The organism is Actinoplanes sp. NPDC051859 (genome assembly GCF_044452725.1).
Classification (GTDB): domain Bacteria; phylum Actinomycetota; class Actinomycetes; order Mycobacteriales; family Micromonosporaceae; genus Actinoplanes.
In genome coordinates this window covers 372,165-390,557 of sequence record NZ_JBITBX010000004.1, presented here as the reverse complement: position 1 = coordinate 390,557, position 18,393 = coordinate 372,165, and the positions used below count along the sequence as shown (strand labels likewise).

Sequence of the window (18,393 nt, the reverse complement as noted above, 5' to 3'; positions counted from 1 at the left end):
CTCGACCTCACCGACGACGATGATGACCGCGGGCCCGGGGCCCGGGTCCTGATCTAGCTCCACCGGATCTGCGGGGACGGGTAGAAGTTCACGTCTCGGAGGGTCCAGCGGGGGCCGTAGGTGCCGAGGCGGGTGGCGAACGAGGTCCAGTCGTGGGTGCTGACCGGGGACCAGCCGAGTTCGGCGAGGGCGGGCAGGCGCGGGAACGCCATGAACTCGATGTCGTCCAGGGTGCGCAGCGTTTCCGACCATAGTGGAGCTTCGACGCCGAGGATCGCGGGTTCGGCCACGCCGGGCAGGCGGGTGGCCGGGTCCCAGTCGTACGCGGTCCGCACCTCGATGTAGCCGGCCCAGGACAGGCCTAGCGGGGTGTCGCGGTCGTACTTCATGTCGAGGTAGGCCTGGTTGGCGGGTGACATGACGACCTTGGTGCCCCGGGTGACCGCTGCTGCCAGGGTCGGGTTCGTCGCGCCGGTGTTCCAGTACTGCGCCACGGCGGTGGATGCGGCCGGAGCCTTGGCGAGCTCGTTCCAGCCGTACGCGGTCTTGCCGTACTTGGTGACCAGGGGCAGCACCCGCTGCATGAAGGCCACGTAGTCGGCCTCGGGAGTGGCGTGAGCTTCGTCGCCGCCGATGTGCAGGTAGGGCCCCGGCGTCAGGGCGGCCAGCTCGCGGATGACGTCCTCGACGAAGCGGTACGTGGTTTCCGAGCCGATGCATAGCGAGCTGTAGCCGACGGCCGTGTCGGTGCGCGGCGGCGGCGCCACCCCGTCGCAGGTCAACTCGGGGTAGGCCACCTGGGCGGCGTTGACGTGCCCGGGCATGTCGATCTCCGGCACGATGGTGACGAAGCGCTCCGCGGCGTACGCGATCAGGTCGGAGTATTGGCTCTTGGTGAGGAATCCGGGACCCACACCGTCGACGCCGGTGCCCGGGCCGCCGCTCACGGTGGTCAGGCGGGGCCAGGCGTCGATCTGGATTCGCCACCCCTGGTCGTCCGAGAGGTGCAGGTGCAGGTGGTTGACCTTGAACCGGCTGATCTCGTCGATGTAGCGCTTGATCTCGCCGGGAGTGTGGAAGTGCCGGGCCAGGTCCAGCATCGCCCCCCGGTACGCGAATCGCGGCTGGTCGGTGATCCGTCCGCCGGCCACCGTCCACGCGCGTCGGACCGGTGTCGGCGAGTCGATCTCGGTGGGCAGCAGTTGCAGCAGCGTTCGCGTCCCGGCGAACAGCCCGGCAGCCCGGTACGCCTTGATCGTGAGCGCCCCGGCGCCGGACGTCAGCTCATATCCCTCCGAGCCCAGCGGCGCCGCACTCGAGTCCAGCATCAGCGAGATGGCGGGAGCGCTCCGAGCGGCCGCAGCCACCACTGGCAGCGCAAAACCGGTGGCTGGGCGCAGCTCCGCGGCGAGCCGCTCACCCACCGCCCGCGCGCCGGGCGAGACCCGGACGACGGTGCGTGACGCGAGCCGAAAGCTGGTGTTCGGATCGGCGGTAACTCGGGCCGGAGCGGGAATGACGCTGGTCAGTGCGGGTGTGCCGGCGGGCTCGGCGGCCACGGCGGTGCCGGGAGAAGCGACCAGGGGCAGGCTCAGCGCTGCCACGGCGACTAGCCGGGAGAGTGTGGTCATGCCCGACATTACATAGGTCAACGTCGATCTGTAAAGGTTGTTAGCCTTCCGGGCGGTGCAGGATCCCGACCGCGATGGCGTGCACGGCCGCCAGATCCGCCGGATCGTTCAGGGTCGTCTTCGCGCCGGTCACCGTGTACCACTCGTCGGCATCCTTGTATTGCGCGCGGACCACGACCTCGGCGCCGGACAGCTCGGTGCGCAGCGTCAGGTCGCCGGTGATGACGCCGACCTCGTCGGTCATCACGCCGCCTTGGCCGGCAACGATGTCCGATGTGTGGCTGTTGTTCTCCGGAGCCGGAGCCGGAGCCGGAGCCGGGGCCGGGGCCGGGGCCGGGGCCGCCGGTATGTTTTCGTCCGTCATCAGCACTTCCCCAACATGTCGGTGAGCGCGGACTTCTCGGCAGAAGTCACCGTGAGCTTCCATTGTGCCTTCACGGTGATCCAGTCCACCGCGTATTCGCACCAGGCTTCGGCCCGCTCCGGCTTCCACGTCGACGGGTCCTGGTCGCCCTTGGACCGGTTCGAGGACGCCGACACCGCCACGAGCTGCGGATCGGTCAGGTCGTTGGCGAACTCTTCGCGGCGGTCAGTCGGCCAGGAGCTCGCGCCCGAGCGCCACGCATTAGCCAGCGGCACCATGTGGTCGATGTCCACCTTCGCCGGGTCGGTCAGCTGGTCGCCGTCGTACACGCTGACCCAGGTGCCGGCGACGACGTTGCAGCCGGAGACCTTGACCTTGCTGCCGTCCCGCTTCAGCACGGTGTCCCGCACGTCGCAGTTCGAGCCGGTGCTGCGCCAGTGCGGAAACTTCTCCCGGCTGTAGCCGCGCATCGTGCCGGCCTTGGCGACGGTCAGCCCGTCCAGCCGCGACTTCGCGTCACCGGCGTTCTTCGTGGAGCTGGTGTCACCCGGCTTCGAGTCGGAGTCCTTGACGGACACCTCGCAGCCGGCGACGGCCACGGCGGCGAGTAGGAGGGCGGCGAGCCGCCGGGACCAGGGGTGAGCGCTGTGTGGGGGCACGAACACCAGCGTAAGCAGGGTGCGCACGGTTCGCTTGCCGAGGGTACGCCGCCGGAGTGAGCCCGGCGGCGTACCCGTGGAATCTCAGCTCGCGCGATTGACCGCGCTGGTGACCGCCTTGATCGACGCGGTGACGATGTTGGCGTCCAGCCCGACGCCCCACACCGTACGGCCGTTGACCTCGCACTCCACATAGGCCGCGGCCTGCGCGTCCTCACCCGAGGTCAGGGCGTGCTCGGCGTAGTCCAGCACCCGGACCTTGATGGCGAGCGGTTCGAGCGCTTGCACGTACGCGTCGATCGGGCCGTTGCCCAGCCCCGTGAGCGGCCGGCGCGTGCCGCGATGCCGGACCTCCGCGTCGACCTCGACCTTGCCGTCCACCGTGGCGGTGGCGTAGCGGTCGAGCTCGATGACGCCGGACGGCTGATGGTCGACCAGGTATTCCGTGGCGAAGATGTCCCACATCTGCTGCGGCCCGACCTCGCCGCCGGCGGCGTCGGTGACGTGCTGCACCACCCCGGAGAACTCGATCTGCAGCCGACGCGGCAGGTCGAGCTTGTGCTCCTCCTTCATGATGTATGCCACCCCGCCCTTGCCGGACTGCGAGTTGACCCGGATGACCGCCTCGTAGGTGCGGCCCACGTCCTTCGGGTCGATCGGCAGATAAGGCACACCCCAGGTGAAGTCGTCCACGTCCTTGCCGGCTGCGGTGGCGTCCTCCTGCAGCGCGTGCAGACCCTTGTTGATCGCGTCCTGGTGCGAACCGGAGAACGCCGTGTAGACCAGGTCGCCCACGTACGGGTGCCGCTCGTGCACCGGCAGCTGGTTGCAGTACTCGACCGCGCGCTTGATCTCGTCGATGTTCGAGAAGTCGATCATCGGGTCGACGCCCTGGGAGAACAGGTTCAGCCCCAGCGTCACCAGGTCGACGTTGCCGGTGCGCTCGCCGTTGCCGAACAGGCAGCCCTCGACCCGGTCGGCGCCGGCCAGCATGCCCAGCTCGGCGGCGGCCACGGCGGTGCCCCGGTCGTTGTGCGGGTGCAGGCTGAGGATGATGCTGTCGCGGCGGGGCAGATTGCGGTGCATCCATTCGATGCTGTCCGCGTACACATTGGGGGAGGCCATCTCGACGGTCGCCGGCAGGTTGATGATCAGCGGGCGGTCCGGGGTCGGGTCGATGACGTCGATGACCGCCGAGCAGATCTCCACCGCGTACTCCAGCTCGGTGCCGGTGTAGGACTCCGGGGAGTACTCGTAGTAGATCTCGGTATCCGGGGTGTGGATCTCCGCGTACTTTTGGCAGAGCCGCGCGCCCGTGGTGGCGATGTCGGTGATGCCGTCGCGGTCGAGCCCGAACACGACCCGGCGCTGCAGCGTCGACGTCGAGTTGTAGAAGTGCACGATCGCCCGCTTGGCCCCGCGGATCGACTCGAACGTCCGGTCGATCAGGTGCTCCCGGCACTGGACCAACACCTGGATCGTCACGTCGTCCGGAATCAGGTCCTGCTCGATGAGCTGCCGGACGAAGTCGAAATCGGTCTGGCTGGCGGCCGGGAAGCCGACCTCGATCTCCTTGTAGCCCATCGCGACGAGCAGGCTGAACATCCGCCGCTTGCGCTCGGGCGACATCGGATCGATGAGCGCCTGGTTGCCGTCGCGCAGATCCACCGCACACCACCGCGGCGCGGTCTCCAGCCGCCGGCCCGGCCACTGCCGGTCGACCAGATCAACAGCAAATTGTTTTTGGTACGGGGTGTAGCGCTCGAACGGCATCCGGCTGGGGCGCTGCCGGGCGATCGGATCGACGGTTACGTCGCTGGACATGCGAGCTCCTTGCGGGAGTTGGTCAGTTCACGAGGACCGACCGGCGCGCGTCAACTCCGCGACGAGGTGCCGGCCTGTGATGGGGCCTCGTCGCGGCAGCGAAGAAGGAGCGCATGCCACATGTCGAACGTCACCCTACGTGATCATCGGGGCCGTCGCTAACTGTACGCCCGGATCGTGGGAAACCCGCCGTACGTCACGCGGACGGGGACGGCTGCACCTGGCCCGACGGCCGCACCTGGCCCGAAGGCGGCGCTGCGGGCGGTGTCGTGGGTGGCGGTGCGGCCAGGCCCATCGGGTCGCCGCCGATCACCGGGCCGGGCAGGATGATCGTGGCCGGTGGTGCTGCGGGCGTACCGGCGATGGTGAGCGTGCCGAAGCCGACCTTCGCCGCGGTCAGCAGCCCATCGTCGGCGTAGCAGTAGATGCCGACGTCGACGGGAGCGGACAGTGACGCGGAGATCGTGTCGACCGAGTAGCAGCTTCCACTGGAGCCGGGCAGGGGCTGGGCGGCGCTGACCGACAGCGCGGCCTGGCGATCGGTGAAGACGGACAGCCACTGCCGAAAGACCCGCTGGACCTTGGGGTCGTACTTCTTCGGCACCCGCTTGCCGCGGTCGGCGACTCGGACGCAGAACGGCACGACCGGGTTGGTGGCGGACGGGATCGCGCACTGGAACAGGCCGGCTGCGGTCTCGGTGATCGACACGTCGGCTGTACCGCCGAGCACACCGCCGGGGATGTCCACCCGCCACGAGCCGTCCGTCGCGACCGTCGCCACGATCGAGCGGTCCGGCCGGTCCGGCGACGTGAAGGTGTAGAGCGCCGCAAAGCGGTAGTCCTGGGCAAGTGCGGCCCGCGCGGCCAGGTCGATGCGCGCGTCGGTGTCCGCCGGCGCGGGGGCCGGCGACGACGCGGCGGGCTTTTCCGCGGGCGCCGCATCTCCGCAGGCGACGAGGCCGGCGGTCAGCAGGGCGGCGGCCAGCGCGGGCAGCACACGACGGGAGCGCATCGAGACATTCTCGCCTCTCTTCGCCCGTATGGTCGCGGTGCGGTGCTTCCGGCGTGTCGTTGTGGACCGGCGTGTTTCCGCTCTTGGTCGGCCCCGCGTGGCCTCTTGGTCGGCCCCGCGTGGCTCAGCCCACCGGCCGGATACTGGGATCGGCTGTCAAAGATCGGGATCGGCGCGACTAGTCTGGTCTGCGATTGACTCGACCGACGCCGCCGGCACCGACTGCCGGCGGTGTCGGCACGTGCGGCGTGAGGGGAGTCGACTAGCCGTGGGCGTGGTGGTGCAGAAGTACGGCGGTTCGTCCGTGGCCGATGCCGAGCGCATCAAGCGGGTGGCCGAGCGGATCGTGGACGCCCGCAAGGCGGGGCACGACGTGGTGGTCGTGGTGTCCGCGATGGGTGACACCACGGACAACCTGATGGACCTGGCAAACCAGGTGAGCCCGTTGCCGCCCGGCCGCGAACTGGACATGTTGCTGACCGCGGGCGAGCGCATCTCGATGGCGCTGCTGGCGATGGCGATCCACAACCTGGGGTACGAAGCGCGGTCGTACACCGGCTCCCAGGCTGGCGTGTTGACCACCTCGGCGCACGGCAAGGCCCGCATCATCGACGTGACCCCGGGCCGGTTGCGGACCGCGCTGAACGAGGGAGCGATCGCGATCGTCGCGGGCTTCCAGGGTGTCTCGCAGGACACGAAGGACATCACCACGCTGGGCCGCGGCGGGTCGGACACCACAGCGGTCGCGTTGGCCGCAGCGCTGGACGCCGACCTCTGCGAGATCTACACGGACGTCGACGGTGTCTTCACCGCCGATCCGCGGATCGTTCCCGATGCTCGCCAGATCGACAAGATCACCTACGAGGAGATGCTCGAGCTGGCCGCCGGCGGGGCGAAGGTACTGATGTTGCGCTGTGTGGAATATGCGCGCCGTTTCAAGGTACCCATCCACGTACGCTCGTCGTACTCGCACAAGCAGGGCACGATCGTCACCGGTTCGATGGAGGATCCGAACGTGGAACAGGCGCTGATCACCGGGGTGGCCCACGACCGGAGCGAAGCCAAGATCACTATCGTCGGCGTGCCCGACGAGCCCGGCTCGGCCGGCCGGATCTTCGAGACGGTGGCCCAGGCCGAGATCAACATCGACATGATCGTGCAGAACGTGTCGACCGAGGGCACCGGCCGCACCGACATCTCGTTCACCCTGCCCAAGGCCGACGGCCCGTCCGCGATGGCCGCGCTGGACCGGATCAAAGAGCAGATCAAGTTCAAGAGCCTGCTCTTCGACGACCACGTCGGCAAGGTGTCGCTGGTCGGCGCCGGCATGCGCTCGCACCCGGGCGTCGCCGCGTCCTTCTTCGCCTGCATCGGCGAGGCCGGCGTCAACATCGAGATGATCTCCACTTCGGAGATCCGGGTCTCCGTGGTCTGCCGCGACTCTGACCTCGACACCGCGGTCCGCGCCGTGCACGACACCTTTGAGCTGGGCGGTAACGAAACCGCCGTCGTCTACGCGGGCACCGGCCGGTAGTCCGCGCCCATGGGGTCGACGCAGCCCACCCTCGCCGTCGTCGGAGCCACCGGCTCTGTCGGCACGGTGATGCGCGAGCTCCTCACCTCCCGGCGCAACGTGTGGGGCGAGATTCGCCTCATCGCGTCGGCCCGGTCAGCGGGTAAGACACTGTCCTGCCGGGGCGAGGAACTGACCGTCCAGGAGCTCACCCCGGACGTGTTCGACGGCGTCGATGTGGCGATGTTCGACGTCCCCGACGCGGTCTCCCTCGAGTGGGCGCCGGTCGCCACCGCCCGCGGCGTGACCGTTGTCGACAACTCATCCGCGTACCGGATGGACCCCGAGGTGCCGCTGGTGGTCCCCGAGGTCAACCGGGAAGCCCTGCGCCACCGCCCGCGCGGCATCGTCGCCAACGCCAACTGCACCACAATGGCGATGATCATGGCGATCGCCCCGCTGCACCACGAGTACGGCCTGCGTGAACTGGTCCTCGCCTCGTACCAGGCGGTTTCCGGCGCCGGTCAGATCGGCGTCGACACCCTGCACGACCAGCTCAGCAAGGTCGCCGGCGATCGGGCGTTGGGTTCCCGCCCCGGCAACGTCCGCCAAGCCGTCGGTGACGACCTCGGCCCGTTCCCGGCGCCGCTCGCCCTCAACGTGGTGCCGTGGTCGGGCGACCTGGCCGCTGACGGCTGGTCGTCCGAGGAACTGAAGCTCCGCAACGAATCCCGCAAGATTCTCGGCTTGCCGGACCTCAAAGTGTCGGCCACCTGCGTACGCGTACCGGTGGTGACCGGCCACTCCATCGCGGTCCATGCGGTCTTCGGCTCGGAGCTCGACGCCGAGGAAGCCCGTCAGATTCTCCGCAACGCCCCCGCGGTGATTCTGGTCGACGACCCGGAGGCGGGCGAATTCCCCATGCCGATCGACGCAGTCGGCACGGACCCCTCCTGGGTCGGCCGCATCCGTCGCGCGATTGACGACCCCCGCGCCCTCGACCTCTTCATCACCGGCGACAACATGCGCAAGGGCGCGGCGCTGAACACGGTGCAAATCGCCGAGCTCCTGGCCGAGGAAATCGCCAAGAGCTAGCGCCTGTTGTTATCCCCAGGCAGCTTTATCCACAAGCGGTGTTGGTGCTTGTGGATAACTGGGCAGCGTCGTTGTGGCGATGCCGCTCTGGGTCCGCGGCCGGCTCGCCGTGATCTTCCCCGCTGCGTTCCTCACCGCTGCGTTCTTCGCCGCTGCTGAGCGGCCCCACGGCGTTCAGAGGGCGAGTTGCGGCCGGTTGGGGATGCCGACGATCGCGGGGGCGGCGGCGCGGCCGGTGGCCTGGTGCGGGACCGGGCTGGGCACCATCATCGACTCGATGGCTGGCGCGATGGACCGCCGGTCGCTGAGCTGAATGAGCCGGGCGGCGCGAGCCAAGGAACCGGTTTCGCCGTCGCGGAAGCCTTCGCGATAGCCCTTTTCATACCGTTCGCCGCGGCCGAGTGCCCGGCCGATGGCGAAGCACGACGAGCCGGCGAGAGCGATGAGGAAGAGAAGCGCGAAGGGTGTCACGACAAACCTTTCGAAGAGCGAGGCTCGATAACCCGCAAAATAGTCGAAACTAGACAATCCCCTACCCACTAGGTTCAGCAATTACGCGTACGGGTGAACGCACCCCCGCGGGCAGCCCCGACGGCGAGGTGGAAGGCTGTGTGTTCGTGACTGACTCTGACCTTGCGCGGCAGGTCCGCGACGTGAGCCGACTGACCGGGGAATTCGTCCTGCGCTCGGGCCGGACCGCCACCGAGTACTTCGACAAGTACCAGTTCGAATCGGACCCGGTGCTGCTCGACAAACTGGCCGAGCAGATGGCCGTACTCATTCCCGAAGGCACCGAAGTGCTCGCCGGTCTCGAAATGGGCGGCATCGCCGTGGTGACGGCCCTGGGCCGGCACGCCAAGCTGCCCTGCGCGTTCGTCCGCAAGCAGGCCAAGGCCTACGGCACCGCGCGGCTGGCCGAGGGCGCCGAGGTTGCCGGCCGGCGCGTCCTCATCGTCGAAGACGTGGTCACCTCCGGCGGCCAGGTCGTGCTCTCCACGAAAGACCTCCGCCGGCTGGGCGCGCACGTCGACCACGCGCTCTGCGTGATCGACCGCCAGGAAGGCGGCGCCCAAGCTCTGTCGGCAGACGGCATCACCTTGCGCGCGCTCCTCACGCGCGCGGACCTCGAAGCCGCGGCCTAGTCGCGGGTCTCGCTGAACACCCACGCCAGGTAGGCCGGATTTCCGGCCACAATCGGCACAGCAAAGACGCACGGTACGTCGTAAGGGTGCTCAGCGTCCGCCCGGGCGACGATCTCGGGTACGAGCGAGGCGCGGGTATGCAGAGCGACCCGCGCCTCGGGCTCGTCGTGCACGGCCCCTTCCCAGCGGTAGATCGAGCGGATGGCAGCGACCTGATGCCCGCACGCGGCGAGCCGGTCCTCCACCAGCCGCCGGGTGAAGTCGGCCAGCCAATCCGGATCGGCCGCCGTGATGACGACCTCGCACACGTCGACTTCCAGGACGCTCGCGGTCTTCCCTGCGGCCTCCTTGCCAGCCGAGGCGCTCACGGCCTGTTGACGGTCCGCGGCGTTCCCGGTCTTCTCGTCGTCCAGGCTGGTCATGCGGGCACGACCTGGCAGCCGCTGAGCGGGCTGGTCGACAGGGCGATGACGGCGTCCAGCTTGTCGCGGGCGCGGACGAGCTCGGCAATCTGGGCATCGATGCGGTCCCGTTCAGCCGCAAGTCGGGCGCGCGTCTCCGGAGTGCTGACCTTCGCGTCGACACACGGCAGCAGCTCGGCGATCGTCTTGCTGGAGAGCCCAGCGGAGTAGAGCACCTGCAGGAGCCGTACCCGCTCAGCCGCCACTTCGGGGTAGTGCCGCTGCCCGCTGGTGCTACGCGTGGCGGCGAGGAGGCCCTGCTCTTCGTAATAGCGCAGCGCGCGTACGCTAACGCCCGCTTTTGTGGCTAATTCACCGATTCTCATGGTGACTCCCGTCGCAGCCCTTGCCTCTGACGTCAACGTCAGGTTTTAGCGTAGCCGGCATGCAGATCTCCGGCTCCATCGCCCTCGTCACCGGCGCCAACCGCGGCCTCGGCAAACAATTCGCCACCGACCTCCTCGCCCGCGGCGCCACCAAGGTCTACGCCACCGCCCGCCGCCCCGACCTCATCGACATCCCCGGCGTCGTACCCCTGCAACTCGACGTCACCGTCCCCGCCTCAATCGCCGCCGCAGCCGAAGCGGCAGCCGACGTCACCCTCCTCGTCAACAACGCCGGCATCGCCACCGGCCACAACCTCATCACCGGCGACCTCACCGAAATCCGCCGCGAACTCGACACCCACTTCTTCGGCACCCTCAACATGATCCGCGCCTTCGCCCCCACCCTCCCCGGCGGAGCGATCCTCAACGTCCTCTCCGCCCTGTCCTGGTTCTCCTACGACGGCTCCAACGCGTACGCCGCCGCCAAAGCCGCAGCCTGGAGCCTCACCAACGGCGTACGCCTCGAACTCGCCGCCCAGCAAACCCAAGTCACCGGCCTCCACCTCGGCATGGCCGACACCGACATGGCCGCCGGCTACCAAGGCCCCAAAACCGCCCCCGCCGCCATCGTCGCCGCCGCCCTCGACGGCCTCGAAGCCGGCGCCGCCGAAGTCCTCGCCGACGACTGGAGCCGCCAGGTCAAAGCCTCCCTCGCCCACGACCCCGCCGTCTTCTACGCCGCGATGACCGCCAGCTGAACCCGCGCTGAGCTGCCAGTACGCGCCGAAGGGGATACCGATTTCGCCACCCGGGCGACGTCGGATACTATTGCCCAGCACGCATCGGGGTATGGCGCAGCTTGGTAGCGCGCTTCGTTCGGGACGAAGAGGCCGTCGGTTCAAATCCGGCTACCCCGACCAGATGTAAGTGCAGCTCAGGGCCGGTCTCCGGAAGCGGAGGTCCCGGCCCTGAGCCGTCTCTAGGGCCGCTTGGAGACAGCTTTGGAGATGATCCCGCCGATCGCCGTCGCAGGGTGCCTGCAGCAGTCGATCGAGCACCCCGACCGGGGAGCGCGGCGACAGCCTCCTTGCTGCGGCGGTTCACTGCTCAGTCAGACCGTCGCCGAGTGTCTGACGCATAGCGTCGGCATTGCAGCGATGAGGGGACCTTGATCGACGTCAATTCATGCCGTCGAACTTGAGTCCTGACCTGCTGCCCCTCAACGGCTTTTTCGGTGCCGGGTCGGGCGTGAGGAATGCCTGCCTGCCGACCGTCGGAGAATCCGTTCGGTAAATGGGAGAGTGTCGGATAATGGAATCTCTGGTGATGTCACGAGGATCGATGATCCGGTTGGCGGCAGGATCCTGGGCGAGGTTGCCTCGCACACATATGTCCTTCACAGCATTTTCGCATTGTTCTCTCATCCTTCCTGCCATACGGTGCGATCATCGCATTAGGACACTTTGACATGCGGGATGAAGAAGGGGCTTTCGGAGAATGAGGGAATTAGTACGAGACAGGGCTGGCCGGGGTCGGGTGAGATCGCGGTTCGCCGTGGCGGCTGTGGGGTTGCTGGTCAGCCTGTCGGTGGTCCTACCTGGATCCTCGGCTCAGGCCGCGGAGCAGCAGGGGGAGAACAAGTGCGGAGGTAAATGGAAGTTTTGTGAGCTGTCCGTCAAGGTCGACGAAATCAAAACCAAATGTGGCAAAAGGTATAACAGTAGCAACTTCGACGATATGTTCTATCTCGACTGGATCGACAACAAGTACGACCCTGATTGGCAAGGGCTTTATGTGTACACCTGCGACTGGAACTACGCATCGCCTAAGGCGGGGACTTATACGATCAAGCAGACGTGGGTTATTCGAAAGAAGGTGAAGAAGGCTTGGGACTACAGCTTTGTGATGCCCGACAAGCTGGGCGGTGCAGATCTGCCGACCTTCACCTTCCAGGTGACGGTGCCCTGACGGCGGATGATGGCATCGGCGGGCAGGAGTCAAGGGGAGCCGGGACAGCGGTTCGGCGATGACCGCCTGCTTCAGGGGCGGCGTTTCGCGCGGGGGCGGCAGGCCCTGAGCCGTATCGAGCAACGGACTCTCTCATCGGCTCTGCGTTCACGAGGGCGCGTATGGGCCTGACGATGAAGGTAGTCTTGGCGATGGCGTCGCGTCGCGGCGTTCCGGACGAGCGCGTGTCGTACCCGGCCTGACAAGACGACCGCCCCGAGGTGAGTCCGTCATGGCATGGATCGTCCTGATCATTTCCGGCCTGCTCGAGACCGTGTGGGCCATCGCGCTCGCCAAGAGTGAGTCATTTAGCCGCGTGGTGCCGACCGTCGTGTTCGCGGTGGCGCTGGTGCTGAGCATGGCGGGGCTCGGCTATGCGCTGCGGACCATTCCGGTCGGCACCGGCTATGCGATCTGGGTGGGCATCGGCGCGGTGGGTACGGCCTTCGTGGGCATGGTCGCGCTCGGTGAATCGACCAGCCTGCCTCGCCTCCTGTGCCTCCTGCTGGTGATCAGCGGCGTCGTAGGCCTCAAGTTCTTCCACTAACCGGCGACCTCAGCGGCGAGGCTGGGCCGCGGCGTCAGAGGCAAGGCTGGGCCGCGGCGTCAGAACCGAGGCTGGGCCGCGGCGCTAGAACCGAGGCTGGGCCGCGGCGTCAGAGGCGAAGGCCCGGCTGCTCAGCGGGGGATGAGCGTCAGGATCGAGGCTTCGGGGCGGCAGGCGAAGCGGATCGGAGCCGTCGGGTGGGTGCCGAGTCCTGCCGAGACGTGCAGCCAGGAGTCGGAGCCCGGCCACCGGTGCAGGCCCTTGGCCATCGACTGCGGCAGGTCGCAGTTGGTGGTCAGGGCGCCGTAGCCCGGGACGCAGACCTGGCCGCCGTGGGTGTGGCCGGCCAGCATGAGCGCGAAGCCGTCAGCTGCCATGGCATCCAGCACCCGGGAGGCGGGGGTGTGGGTGACGCCGAGGTGCAGGTCGGCGCCGGGGGAGGTTTCGCCGGCCACGGCGGGGTAGTCGTCGCGGTCGACGTGCGGGTCGTCGACGCCGACGAGTTCGATGGAGCGGCCGCCGGCCTTGAGGGCCGTACGGGCGTTGTTGAGGTCGGCCCAGCCCGCGTCGGTGAGGGACTGTCGCAGCGTTTCGGTCGGCAGGTCGACGCCCTGGACGTATTCGCGTTCCGGGAGTAGGTATTGCAGCGGGTTCTTCCAGACCGGGCCGCGGTAGTCGTTGGAGCCGAAGACGAAGGCGCCGGGAATGCCGAGGAGGGGTTCGAGGGCGCGGAGGACGCCGGGGACCGCGTCGGGGGAGGCCATGTTGTCGCCGGTGACCACCACGAGGTCGGGGTCGGTGCCGGCGAGTGCGGCCACCCAGGCCTGCTTGCGGTGCTGGTTCGGCATCATGTGCAGGTCGGACAGGTGCAGGATGCGCAGCGGTTCGGCGTCCGGTTCCAGCACGGGGACGCTGAACCTACGCAGCGTGAACAGGTTGCGCTCGACCAGCGACGCATAGGCGAACGTGGCGCCGCCGACGGCGGTGATCGCGGCGGCCAGGGCAATAACGGGGCGCTTACGCATGACGGCCAGAGTAGTTTGACCGTCCATGGGAACGCTGAAGGACCGCCTGAACGATGACCTGCGCGCCGCTATGAAGGGCCGCGACGAGCTGACTACCGCCACGCTGCGGATGGCGCTGTCTGCCGTCCGGACGGCCGAGGTTTCTGGGGATGCCGCGCGGGAGCTTTCCGACGACGAGGTGCTTGCGGTGTTGGGCAAGGAGGCGAAGAAGCGGCGCGAGGCGGCGACGGCTTTCGAGGGTGCGGGGCGCACCGAGCAGGCCGCCCGGGAGCAGGCTGAGGGCGGTGTCCTCGACCGTTATCTGCCGGTGCAGCTTAGCGACGAAGAGATCGCTGAGCTGGTCGCGGGGGCGCTCGACGCTGGTGGTTTTACCAGCAAGGGCCAGATGGGCCCGGCTATGAAGGCCGCCCAGGCCGCGGTGGCGGGCCGGGCCGAGGGCGGCCGGGTAGCTGCGGAGGTACGCAAGCAGCTCAGCTGACCAGCACAGCCCGCGGCCCGGGGCGACGTCGAGCAACGCCGCGCGCAGGCTGGGCGAAAGTCAGAACGCCGCGTGCGGGCTGGGCGAAGGTCAGAACGCCGCGTGCGGGGTCAGCGGCGGCCGGGGCGTCCCGGACGACGCGGACCGTCGTCGTCGCCGGGCTTGTCCTTGTCGTTGCCCTTGCTGATTTCGATGCTGACGTAGCCGCCCTTGATGGTGCGGCCGCTGGGGTTGGTGCCGGCGGCCGTGCCCTTGGGACAGCGGGATTCGACCTCGACGCCGATCGAGGCGCTGAAGCCGGAGCCTTCCAGCCGGGCGCGGGCGCCGGCGACTGTCGAACAGGTCACGTCCGGGATCGAGCGCTGGTCGCCGATGGAGAGCTTGCGGCTTTCCGGCTTCTTGAACTCGACCTTCGGGGTGCCCTTCAGGTAGTCCGCCATGGCTTGGTAGACGGCCGGGTTGACGACCTCGTGGTCCATCCGGTCGGGGTGGTTCTGGTAGTCCGGGTTGACCATGTAGCCGGCGAGCGCCAGGGTGCTGCTGCCGATGATCAGCGATGTGGTCTTGAAACCGTCGGTGGTGCCGGTTTTGCCGTAGATCGGGTGCCGGATCGTGTTGTACGCCCGGGACTCGGTGGAGGAGCCGTTGCAGCTGCCGGTCTGCGGGCTGTCGCCGACCGGGCAGCGCGCGGCGTCGAGGGCCGCGCGGGCCACGTCCGGGGTGGTGGCGCGGACGCAGTGCGGCTTGCCGACGTCGAGCTTGTCGCCGTTCTGCGCGGTGATCTGCTCGACTGGCGTCGGATCGCAGTACATGCCGTCGCCGGCGAGGGTGGCGTACGCGTTTGCCATGTCCAGCGGGGTCGAGGAGGAGACGCCCAGGGTGAAGGCGCCCCATTGGTGGGCGGATTCCTCGGTGGCGGCGTATTTGGCGTCCGACTGGGCGCGGAACTGGATGCCGAAGCGTTTGGCGACGTTGACGACCTTCTCGGCACCGACCCGTTCCTGGAGCGGTACGAAGTAGGTGTTCGTGGACCGGCCGAACGCGCTCCACATGTTGAGGACGCCGCCGGCCCGGAGGTTCGCGTTCATGGGGCAGTAGTACCTGCCGCAGGTGGCGGGCCCAGGCTCGGTGATGTACTTCGAGAGGTATTTCTTCGGGGCGTTGATGGAGTAGGCGAGCGGGTAGCCGTTCTCCAGCGCCGCGACGATGGTGAAGATCTTGAACACCGAGCCGGCCTGGTAGCCGGTGATGTCGCCGCCGCCGGTCATCAGCGGGTTCGTGGTGTTGGGGTAGGTGCCGCGGATCTTCTTCTTGGCTTTGGCCGGGTCTGACGAGATCTTGTTCTGCGGGTTCGCCGGGTCGTCGAGCTTGAAGCGGCGGTTGGTGGCGAGCGTGCGCACCTTGCCGGTCCCGGGCTGGATGCCGGCCAGCAGCAGGGCGTTCTTGTTCTTCTCGCCGAGCCGGTCGGCGATGTTCTCCCGCGCGGCGGCCTGCGCCTTGATGTCCATGGAGGTGCGGATGCGGTAGCCGCCGCTCTTGAGCCGCCGCTCGCGCTCGTACGTGGTGGCGCCGAACTCGTCGCGGCTCAGCCACCAGCGGTAGAAGTAGTCGCAGAAGAAGCCCCAGTGGTTCTTCGCGACGGATACGCAGCCGTTGCCCGCGCGCTGGACCGTCTTGGCGACCGGGGTTTCGGTGGCCTTCTTGGCTTCTGCGGGAGTGATGTACTGCATTTCGAGCATGTCCTGCACGACGTAGTCGCGGCGGGCGACCGCCTGCGGGTGGCCGCTCGCGGTGGTCGGGTTGAACGCCGTGGGCGCCTTCACCATGCTGGCGAGCAGCGCGGACTCGGCGATCGTGAGGTCTTTCGGCTTCTTCTTGAAGTAGACCTGGCTGGCGGCGAAGACGCCGTACGAGCCGTTGCCGAAGGGCGCCTGGTTGAGGTAGCTCTCGAGGATCTGCTCCTTGGAGAGTTCCTTTTCGACCTGCATGGCGTACTTCATCTCGGTGATCTTGCGTTTGGGCGTGTCCTTCGTGGCGTCGACGACCTCCTGGGGGTTCGTCGCCGAGTAGGCCAGGGACATGCGCACGTACTGCATGGTCAGGGTGGAGGCGCCCTGCTGCGAGGTCTTGCCGCTGTTGTTGCTCACCAGTGCCCGGGCGACGCCCTTGAGGTCGACGCCGTTGTGGTCGAAGAAAGAGTGGTCCTCCGCGGCGATAATCGCCTGCTGCATGTACTTCGAGATGTCCTTGAGTGGGACGTCACTGCGGAACTCGTCGTAGAAGACCGAGATCTGCGTCTTGTCGTCCGACGCGAAGATGCGACTGATTTGCGGGGCGCTGGCGGCTTTCAGCTCACTGGGCAGACTGGCGAACGTCTGACCGCCCGCTTTCGCGGCTAATCCGGACATCGCGACGGCGGGGAATGCGGCGGCGGCGACAACGACACCGGCGAGTAGGCCGCAGATCAGCAGCGAACTGACATTGGTGAAGATGTTGTGATCGCGTCTGCGCATCCAGGAGGTCACGCGAGCAGGGTACGCGAAAGTGCGGCGTTACCACGCGACGAGTTGGTCACGGTTCGCCCAGAATGATTCTGCCCTGCCGATCGGCAGCGCGTGCCGTTTTCTGAGATATCCCGGCAACTTTTCGTCCGTCCGGTCGGCGAGGGATGCCCGGAACTTCCGAGGTATACGTATTTGAGGGACAACGTTGCGTAATCGCCCGACTACAGAGCATGATGGGTCCGGCGAGCTATCGCACGACACCTGCGCGGCTTGGGGGACATGAGCGCGCGGGGTGTCAGGGGGTAATTGCAAGGGGGGACGTGAACAGATGGGGATGATCAGCGACTGGCCCAGCATGGCGGCATGTCAGAGTGGCGACCCTGACGCGCTATTCGTGCAGGGCGCCGAGCAGAACGTGGCGAAGAGAATCTGCCGAAGCTGCCCGGTCCGCTACGAATGCCTTGCCGACGCACTGGACAACCGGATCGAATTCGGAGTGTGGGGCGGCATGACCGAACGGGAGCGGCGTGCACTCTTGCGCCGGCACCCGCACGTGGCGAGCTGGCGCAAGATGTTCGAAGCCGCACTGCGCGAGAAGGGCGCCGACAAGGTGCTCGTCTCCACCCGCTGATTTAGATTCCGGTGAGTGATTCACCGATCGTTCGCAGCCCGTCGACGTCATGGACGTCGGCGGGCTGCGCCGTTACCGCCACCGTGGGCACGGCCGGAAATGCGTCGGTGAACTGCGCAGCGACGCGTACTTCGCGGTCGATTTGCCGGAGCAACCCGGCATGCACCCGCAGCGCGTCGGCCGTGGTCGGCTGATCGCCCAGGTCATCGAGTTTTTTCGCCGCGGCCTCGGCCGCGGCGCGCGGCACACCGGCCAACGCGGCGCGGTGCGTGCGATTGAGCACCAGCCCGGCGAGCGGCATGCGCTCGGCGACCAGCCGTTCGGCGAAATACGCGGCCTCCCGGACCGCGTCCCGCTCCGGTGCCGCGACGAGCAGGAACGCGGTCTGCGGGTCCTGCAGGATTCGGTACGTCTCATCGGCGCGCTGCCGGAAGCCGCCGAACATGGAGTCCAGGGCGGCGACGAAGCCGGACAGGTCCGTCAGCAACTGGGCGCCGAGGATCTTCTGCACCGCTCGCGAGAAGATCCCGAACGACGCGGTGACCAGGCTGAACATGCTGCGCCCACCGCGCGCCGGCGCCATCAGCATGCGCAGCATGCGACCGTCGAGGAACCGGGACAGCCGGGCCGGGGCGTCCAGGAAGTCGAGGGCGGACCGCGACGGCGGAGTGTCCACCACGATCAGGTCCCACTCGTCGCGGGACCGCAGCTGGCCCAGCTTCTCCATCGCCATGTATTCCTGCGTGCCGGAGAAGGTCGAGCTCATGGCCTGATAGAACGGGTTCGCGAAGATCTCCGTGGCACGCTGCGGCGAGGTGTGCGCCTGCACGACCTCGTCGAAGGTGCGCTTCATGTCGAGCATCATGGCGTGCAGTTCGCCGCCGGTCGCCTCGGTATCGATGCCCTTGACCTGCCGCGGCGTGTTGTCGAGCTCGGTCAGCCCCATGGACTGGGCCAGCCGGCGCGCCGGGTCGATCGTCAGCACCACCGTGCGCCGGCCGTGCCGTTCGGCGGCGCGCAGCCCGAGCGCGGCGGCGGTGGTGGTTTTGCCGACGCCGCCGGCGCCACAGCAGACAACGATGCGGGTCGTCGGGTCCGCCAACAGCGCGTCGACATCCAGGCGCGGGGCGGTCTGATCAGCGGCCACGATTCGAGCCTAACCACTGAACGCCCG

At 67.9% G+C, this 18,393-nt stretch carries 19 protein-coding genes, 1 tRNA gene and 1 riboswitch; of the genes, 9 read left to right on the top strand and 11 right to left on the bottom strand.

Annotated features, from left to right (window positions below):
* Positions 1–53 precede the first annotated feature (53 nt).
* The 5 genes from ACIA1L_RS12785 to ACIA1L_RS12765 form a co-directional block, all read right to left on the bottom strand.
* Positions 54–1,631 (bottom strand): family 20 glycosylhydrolase, encoded by a 1,578-nt coding sequence (locus ACIA1L_RS12785; protein ID WP_396072809.1) that lies wholly within the window; start codon positions 1,629–1,631, stop codon positions 54–56.
* Positions 1,632–1,671: 40 nt separating this feature from the next.
* Positions 1,672–1,995 (bottom strand): hypothetical protein, encoded by a 324-nt coding sequence (locus ACIA1L_RS12780; RefSeq protein ID WP_396072808.1) that lies wholly within the window; start codon positions 1,993–1,995, stop codon positions 1,672–1,674.
* Positions 1,995–2,672, bottom strand: coding sequence for an HNH endonuclease family protein (locus ACIA1L_RS12775; RefSeq protein ID WP_396073057.1), 678 nt, complete (start codon positions 2,670–2,672; stop codon positions 1,995–1,997). The genes ACIA1L_RS12780 and ACIA1L_RS12775 overlap by 1 nt, the downstream gene beginning before the upstream one ends.
* 66 nt (positions 2,673–2,738) lie before the next feature.
* Complete coding sequence (leuA, locus tag ACIA1L_RS12770; protein WP_396072807.1) at positions 2,739–4,478, bottom strand: 2-isopropylmalate synthase; 1,740 nt, start codon at positions 4,476–4,478, stop codon at positions 2,739–2,741.
* 196 nt (positions 4,479–4,674) lie between these two features.
* Positions 4,675–5,490, bottom strand: a complete 816-nt coding sequence (locus ACIA1L_RS12765) for a hypothetical protein (RefSeq protein ID WP_396072806.1) — start codon at positions 5,488–5,490, stop codon at positions 4,675–4,677.
* 268 nt (positions 5,491–5,758) lie between these two features.
* On the opposite strand from ACIA1L_RS12765, the gene ACIA1L_RS12760 reads away from it, so the two are divergent.
* Together ACIA1L_RS12760 and ACIA1L_RS12755 are read left to right on the top strand one after the other, a co-directional pair.
* Positions 5,759–7,024 carry an aspartate kinase gene (locus tag ACIA1L_RS12760; protein ID WP_396072805.1) on the top strand — a complete coding sequence of 422 codons (1,266 nt, stop codon included), beginning with the start codon at positions 5,759–5,761 and terminating at the stop codon, positions 7,022–7,024.
* A 9-nt stretch (positions 7,025–7,033) separates the two neighbouring features.
* Positions 7,034–8,098 carry an aspartate-semialdehyde dehydrogenase gene (locus tag ACIA1L_RS12755; RefSeq protein ID WP_396072804.1) on the top strand — a complete coding sequence of 355 codons (1,065 nt, stop codon included), beginning with the start codon at positions 7,034–7,036 and terminating at the stop codon, positions 8,096–8,098.
* A 174-nt stretch (positions 8,099–8,272) separates the two neighbouring features.
* Here the strand turns inward: ACIA1L_RS12755 and ACIA1L_RS12750 are convergent, their stop codons facing one another.
* Complete coding sequence (locus ACIA1L_RS12750; protein WP_396072803.1) at positions 8,273–8,569, bottom strand: hypothetical protein; 297 nt, start codon at positions 8,567–8,569, stop codon at positions 8,273–8,275.
* Between the two features lie 146 nt (positions 8,570–8,715).
* Between ACIA1L_RS12750 and pyrE the strand changes: the two genes are divergently transcribed.
* On the top strand, positions 8,716–9,240 hold the full coding sequence (pyrE, locus tag ACIA1L_RS12745; protein WP_396072802.1) for an orotate phosphoribosyltransferase: 525 nt from the start codon (positions 8,716–8,718) through the stop codon (positions 9,238–9,240).
* On the opposite strand, the gene cutA is transcribed toward pyrE, so the two are convergent.
* Positions 9,237–9,662 (bottom strand): divalent-cation tolerance protein CutA, encoded by a 426-nt coding sequence (gene cutA / locus ACIA1L_RS12740; RefSeq protein WP_396072801.1) that lies wholly within the window; start codon positions 9,660–9,662, stop codon positions 9,237–9,239. The genes pyrE and cutA overlap by 4 nt on opposite strands.
* Positions 9,659–10,027, bottom strand: coding sequence for a MerR family transcriptional regulator (locus tag ACIA1L_RS12735; RefSeq protein WP_396072800.1), 369 nt, complete (start codon positions 10,025–10,027; stop codon positions 9,659–9,661). The genes cutA and ACIA1L_RS12735 overlap by 4 nt, the downstream gene beginning before the upstream one ends.
* Positions 10,028–10,086: 59 nt before the next feature.
* On the opposite strand from ACIA1L_RS12735, the gene ACIA1L_RS12730 reads away from it, so the two are divergent.
* The 4 genes from ACIA1L_RS12730 to ACIA1L_RS12715 all read left to right on the top strand — a co-directional run bounded on the left by ACIA1L_RS12730 (position 10,087) and on the right by ACIA1L_RS12715 (position 12,581).
* Positions 10,087–10,785, top strand: a complete 699-nt coding sequence (locus ACIA1L_RS12730; protein ID WP_396072799.1) for an SDR family oxidoreductase — start codon at positions 10,087–10,089, stop codon at positions 10,783–10,785.
* Between the two features lie 85 nt (positions 10,786–10,870).
* Positions 10,871–10,947 (top strand) — tRNA-Pro (locus ACIA1L_RS12725).
* A gap of 643 nt (positions 10,948–11,590) precedes the next feature.
* Positions 11,591–11,995, top strand: coding sequence for a hypothetical protein (locus ACIA1L_RS12720; protein ID WP_396072798.1), 405 nt, complete (start codon positions 11,591–11,593; stop codon positions 11,993–11,995).
* Positions 11,996–12,185: 190 nt separating this feature from the next.
* Positions 12,186–12,252: riboswitch (guanidine-III (ykkC-III) riboswitch) on the top strand.
* Between the two features lie 14 nt (positions 12,253–12,266).
* Complete coding sequence (locus tag ACIA1L_RS12715; protein WP_396072797.1) at positions 12,267–12,581, top strand: DMT family transporter; 315 nt, start codon at positions 12,267–12,269, stop codon at positions 12,579–12,581.
* Positions 12,582–12,712: 131 nt separating this feature from the next.
* Here the strand turns inward: ACIA1L_RS12715 and ACIA1L_RS12710 are convergent, their stop codons facing one another.
* Positions 12,713–13,606, bottom strand: coding sequence for a metallophosphoesterase (locus ACIA1L_RS12710; RefSeq protein WP_396072796.1), 894 nt, complete (start codon positions 13,604–13,606; stop codon positions 12,713–12,715).
* Positions 13,607–13,631: 25 nt separating this feature from the next.
* Here ACIA1L_RS12710 and ACIA1L_RS12705 point away from each other — a divergent pair, with 25 nt between their 5' ends.
* Positions 13,632–14,084 (top strand): GatB/YqeY domain-containing protein, encoded by a 453-nt coding sequence (locus ACIA1L_RS12705; RefSeq protein WP_396072795.1) that lies wholly within the window; start codon positions 13,632–13,634, stop codon positions 14,082–14,084.
* Between the two features lie 110 nt (positions 14,085–14,194).
* Here ACIA1L_RS12705 and ACIA1L_RS12700 read toward each other — a convergent pair whose 3' ends face one another.
* Positions 14,195–16,609 carry a transglycosylase domain-containing protein gene (locus ACIA1L_RS12700; RefSeq protein WP_396072794.1) on the bottom strand — a complete coding sequence of 805 codons (2,415 nt, stop codon included), beginning with the start codon at positions 16,607–16,609 and terminating at the stop codon, positions 14,195–14,197.
* 307 nt (positions 16,610–16,916) lie between these two features.
* Here ACIA1L_RS12700 and ACIA1L_RS12695 point away from each other — a divergent pair, with 307 nt between their 5' ends.
* A complete protein-coding gene (locus tag ACIA1L_RS12695) occupies positions 16,917–17,219 on the top strand; it encodes a WhiB family transcriptional regulator (protein WP_041832981.1) in 303 nt (100 codons plus the stop codon).
* A 1-nt stretch (position 17,220) separates the two neighbouring features.
* Here the strand turns inward: ACIA1L_RS12695 and ACIA1L_RS12690 are convergent, their stop codons facing one another.
* The gene (locus tag ACIA1L_RS12690; RefSeq protein ID WP_396072793.1) at positions 17,221–18,366 is read right to left on the bottom strand and encodes an ArsA family ATPase; all 1,146 of its coding nucleotides are present in this window, start codon (positions 18,364–18,366) and stop codon (positions 17,221–17,223) included.
* Positions 18,367–18,393 lie beyond the last annotated feature (27 nt).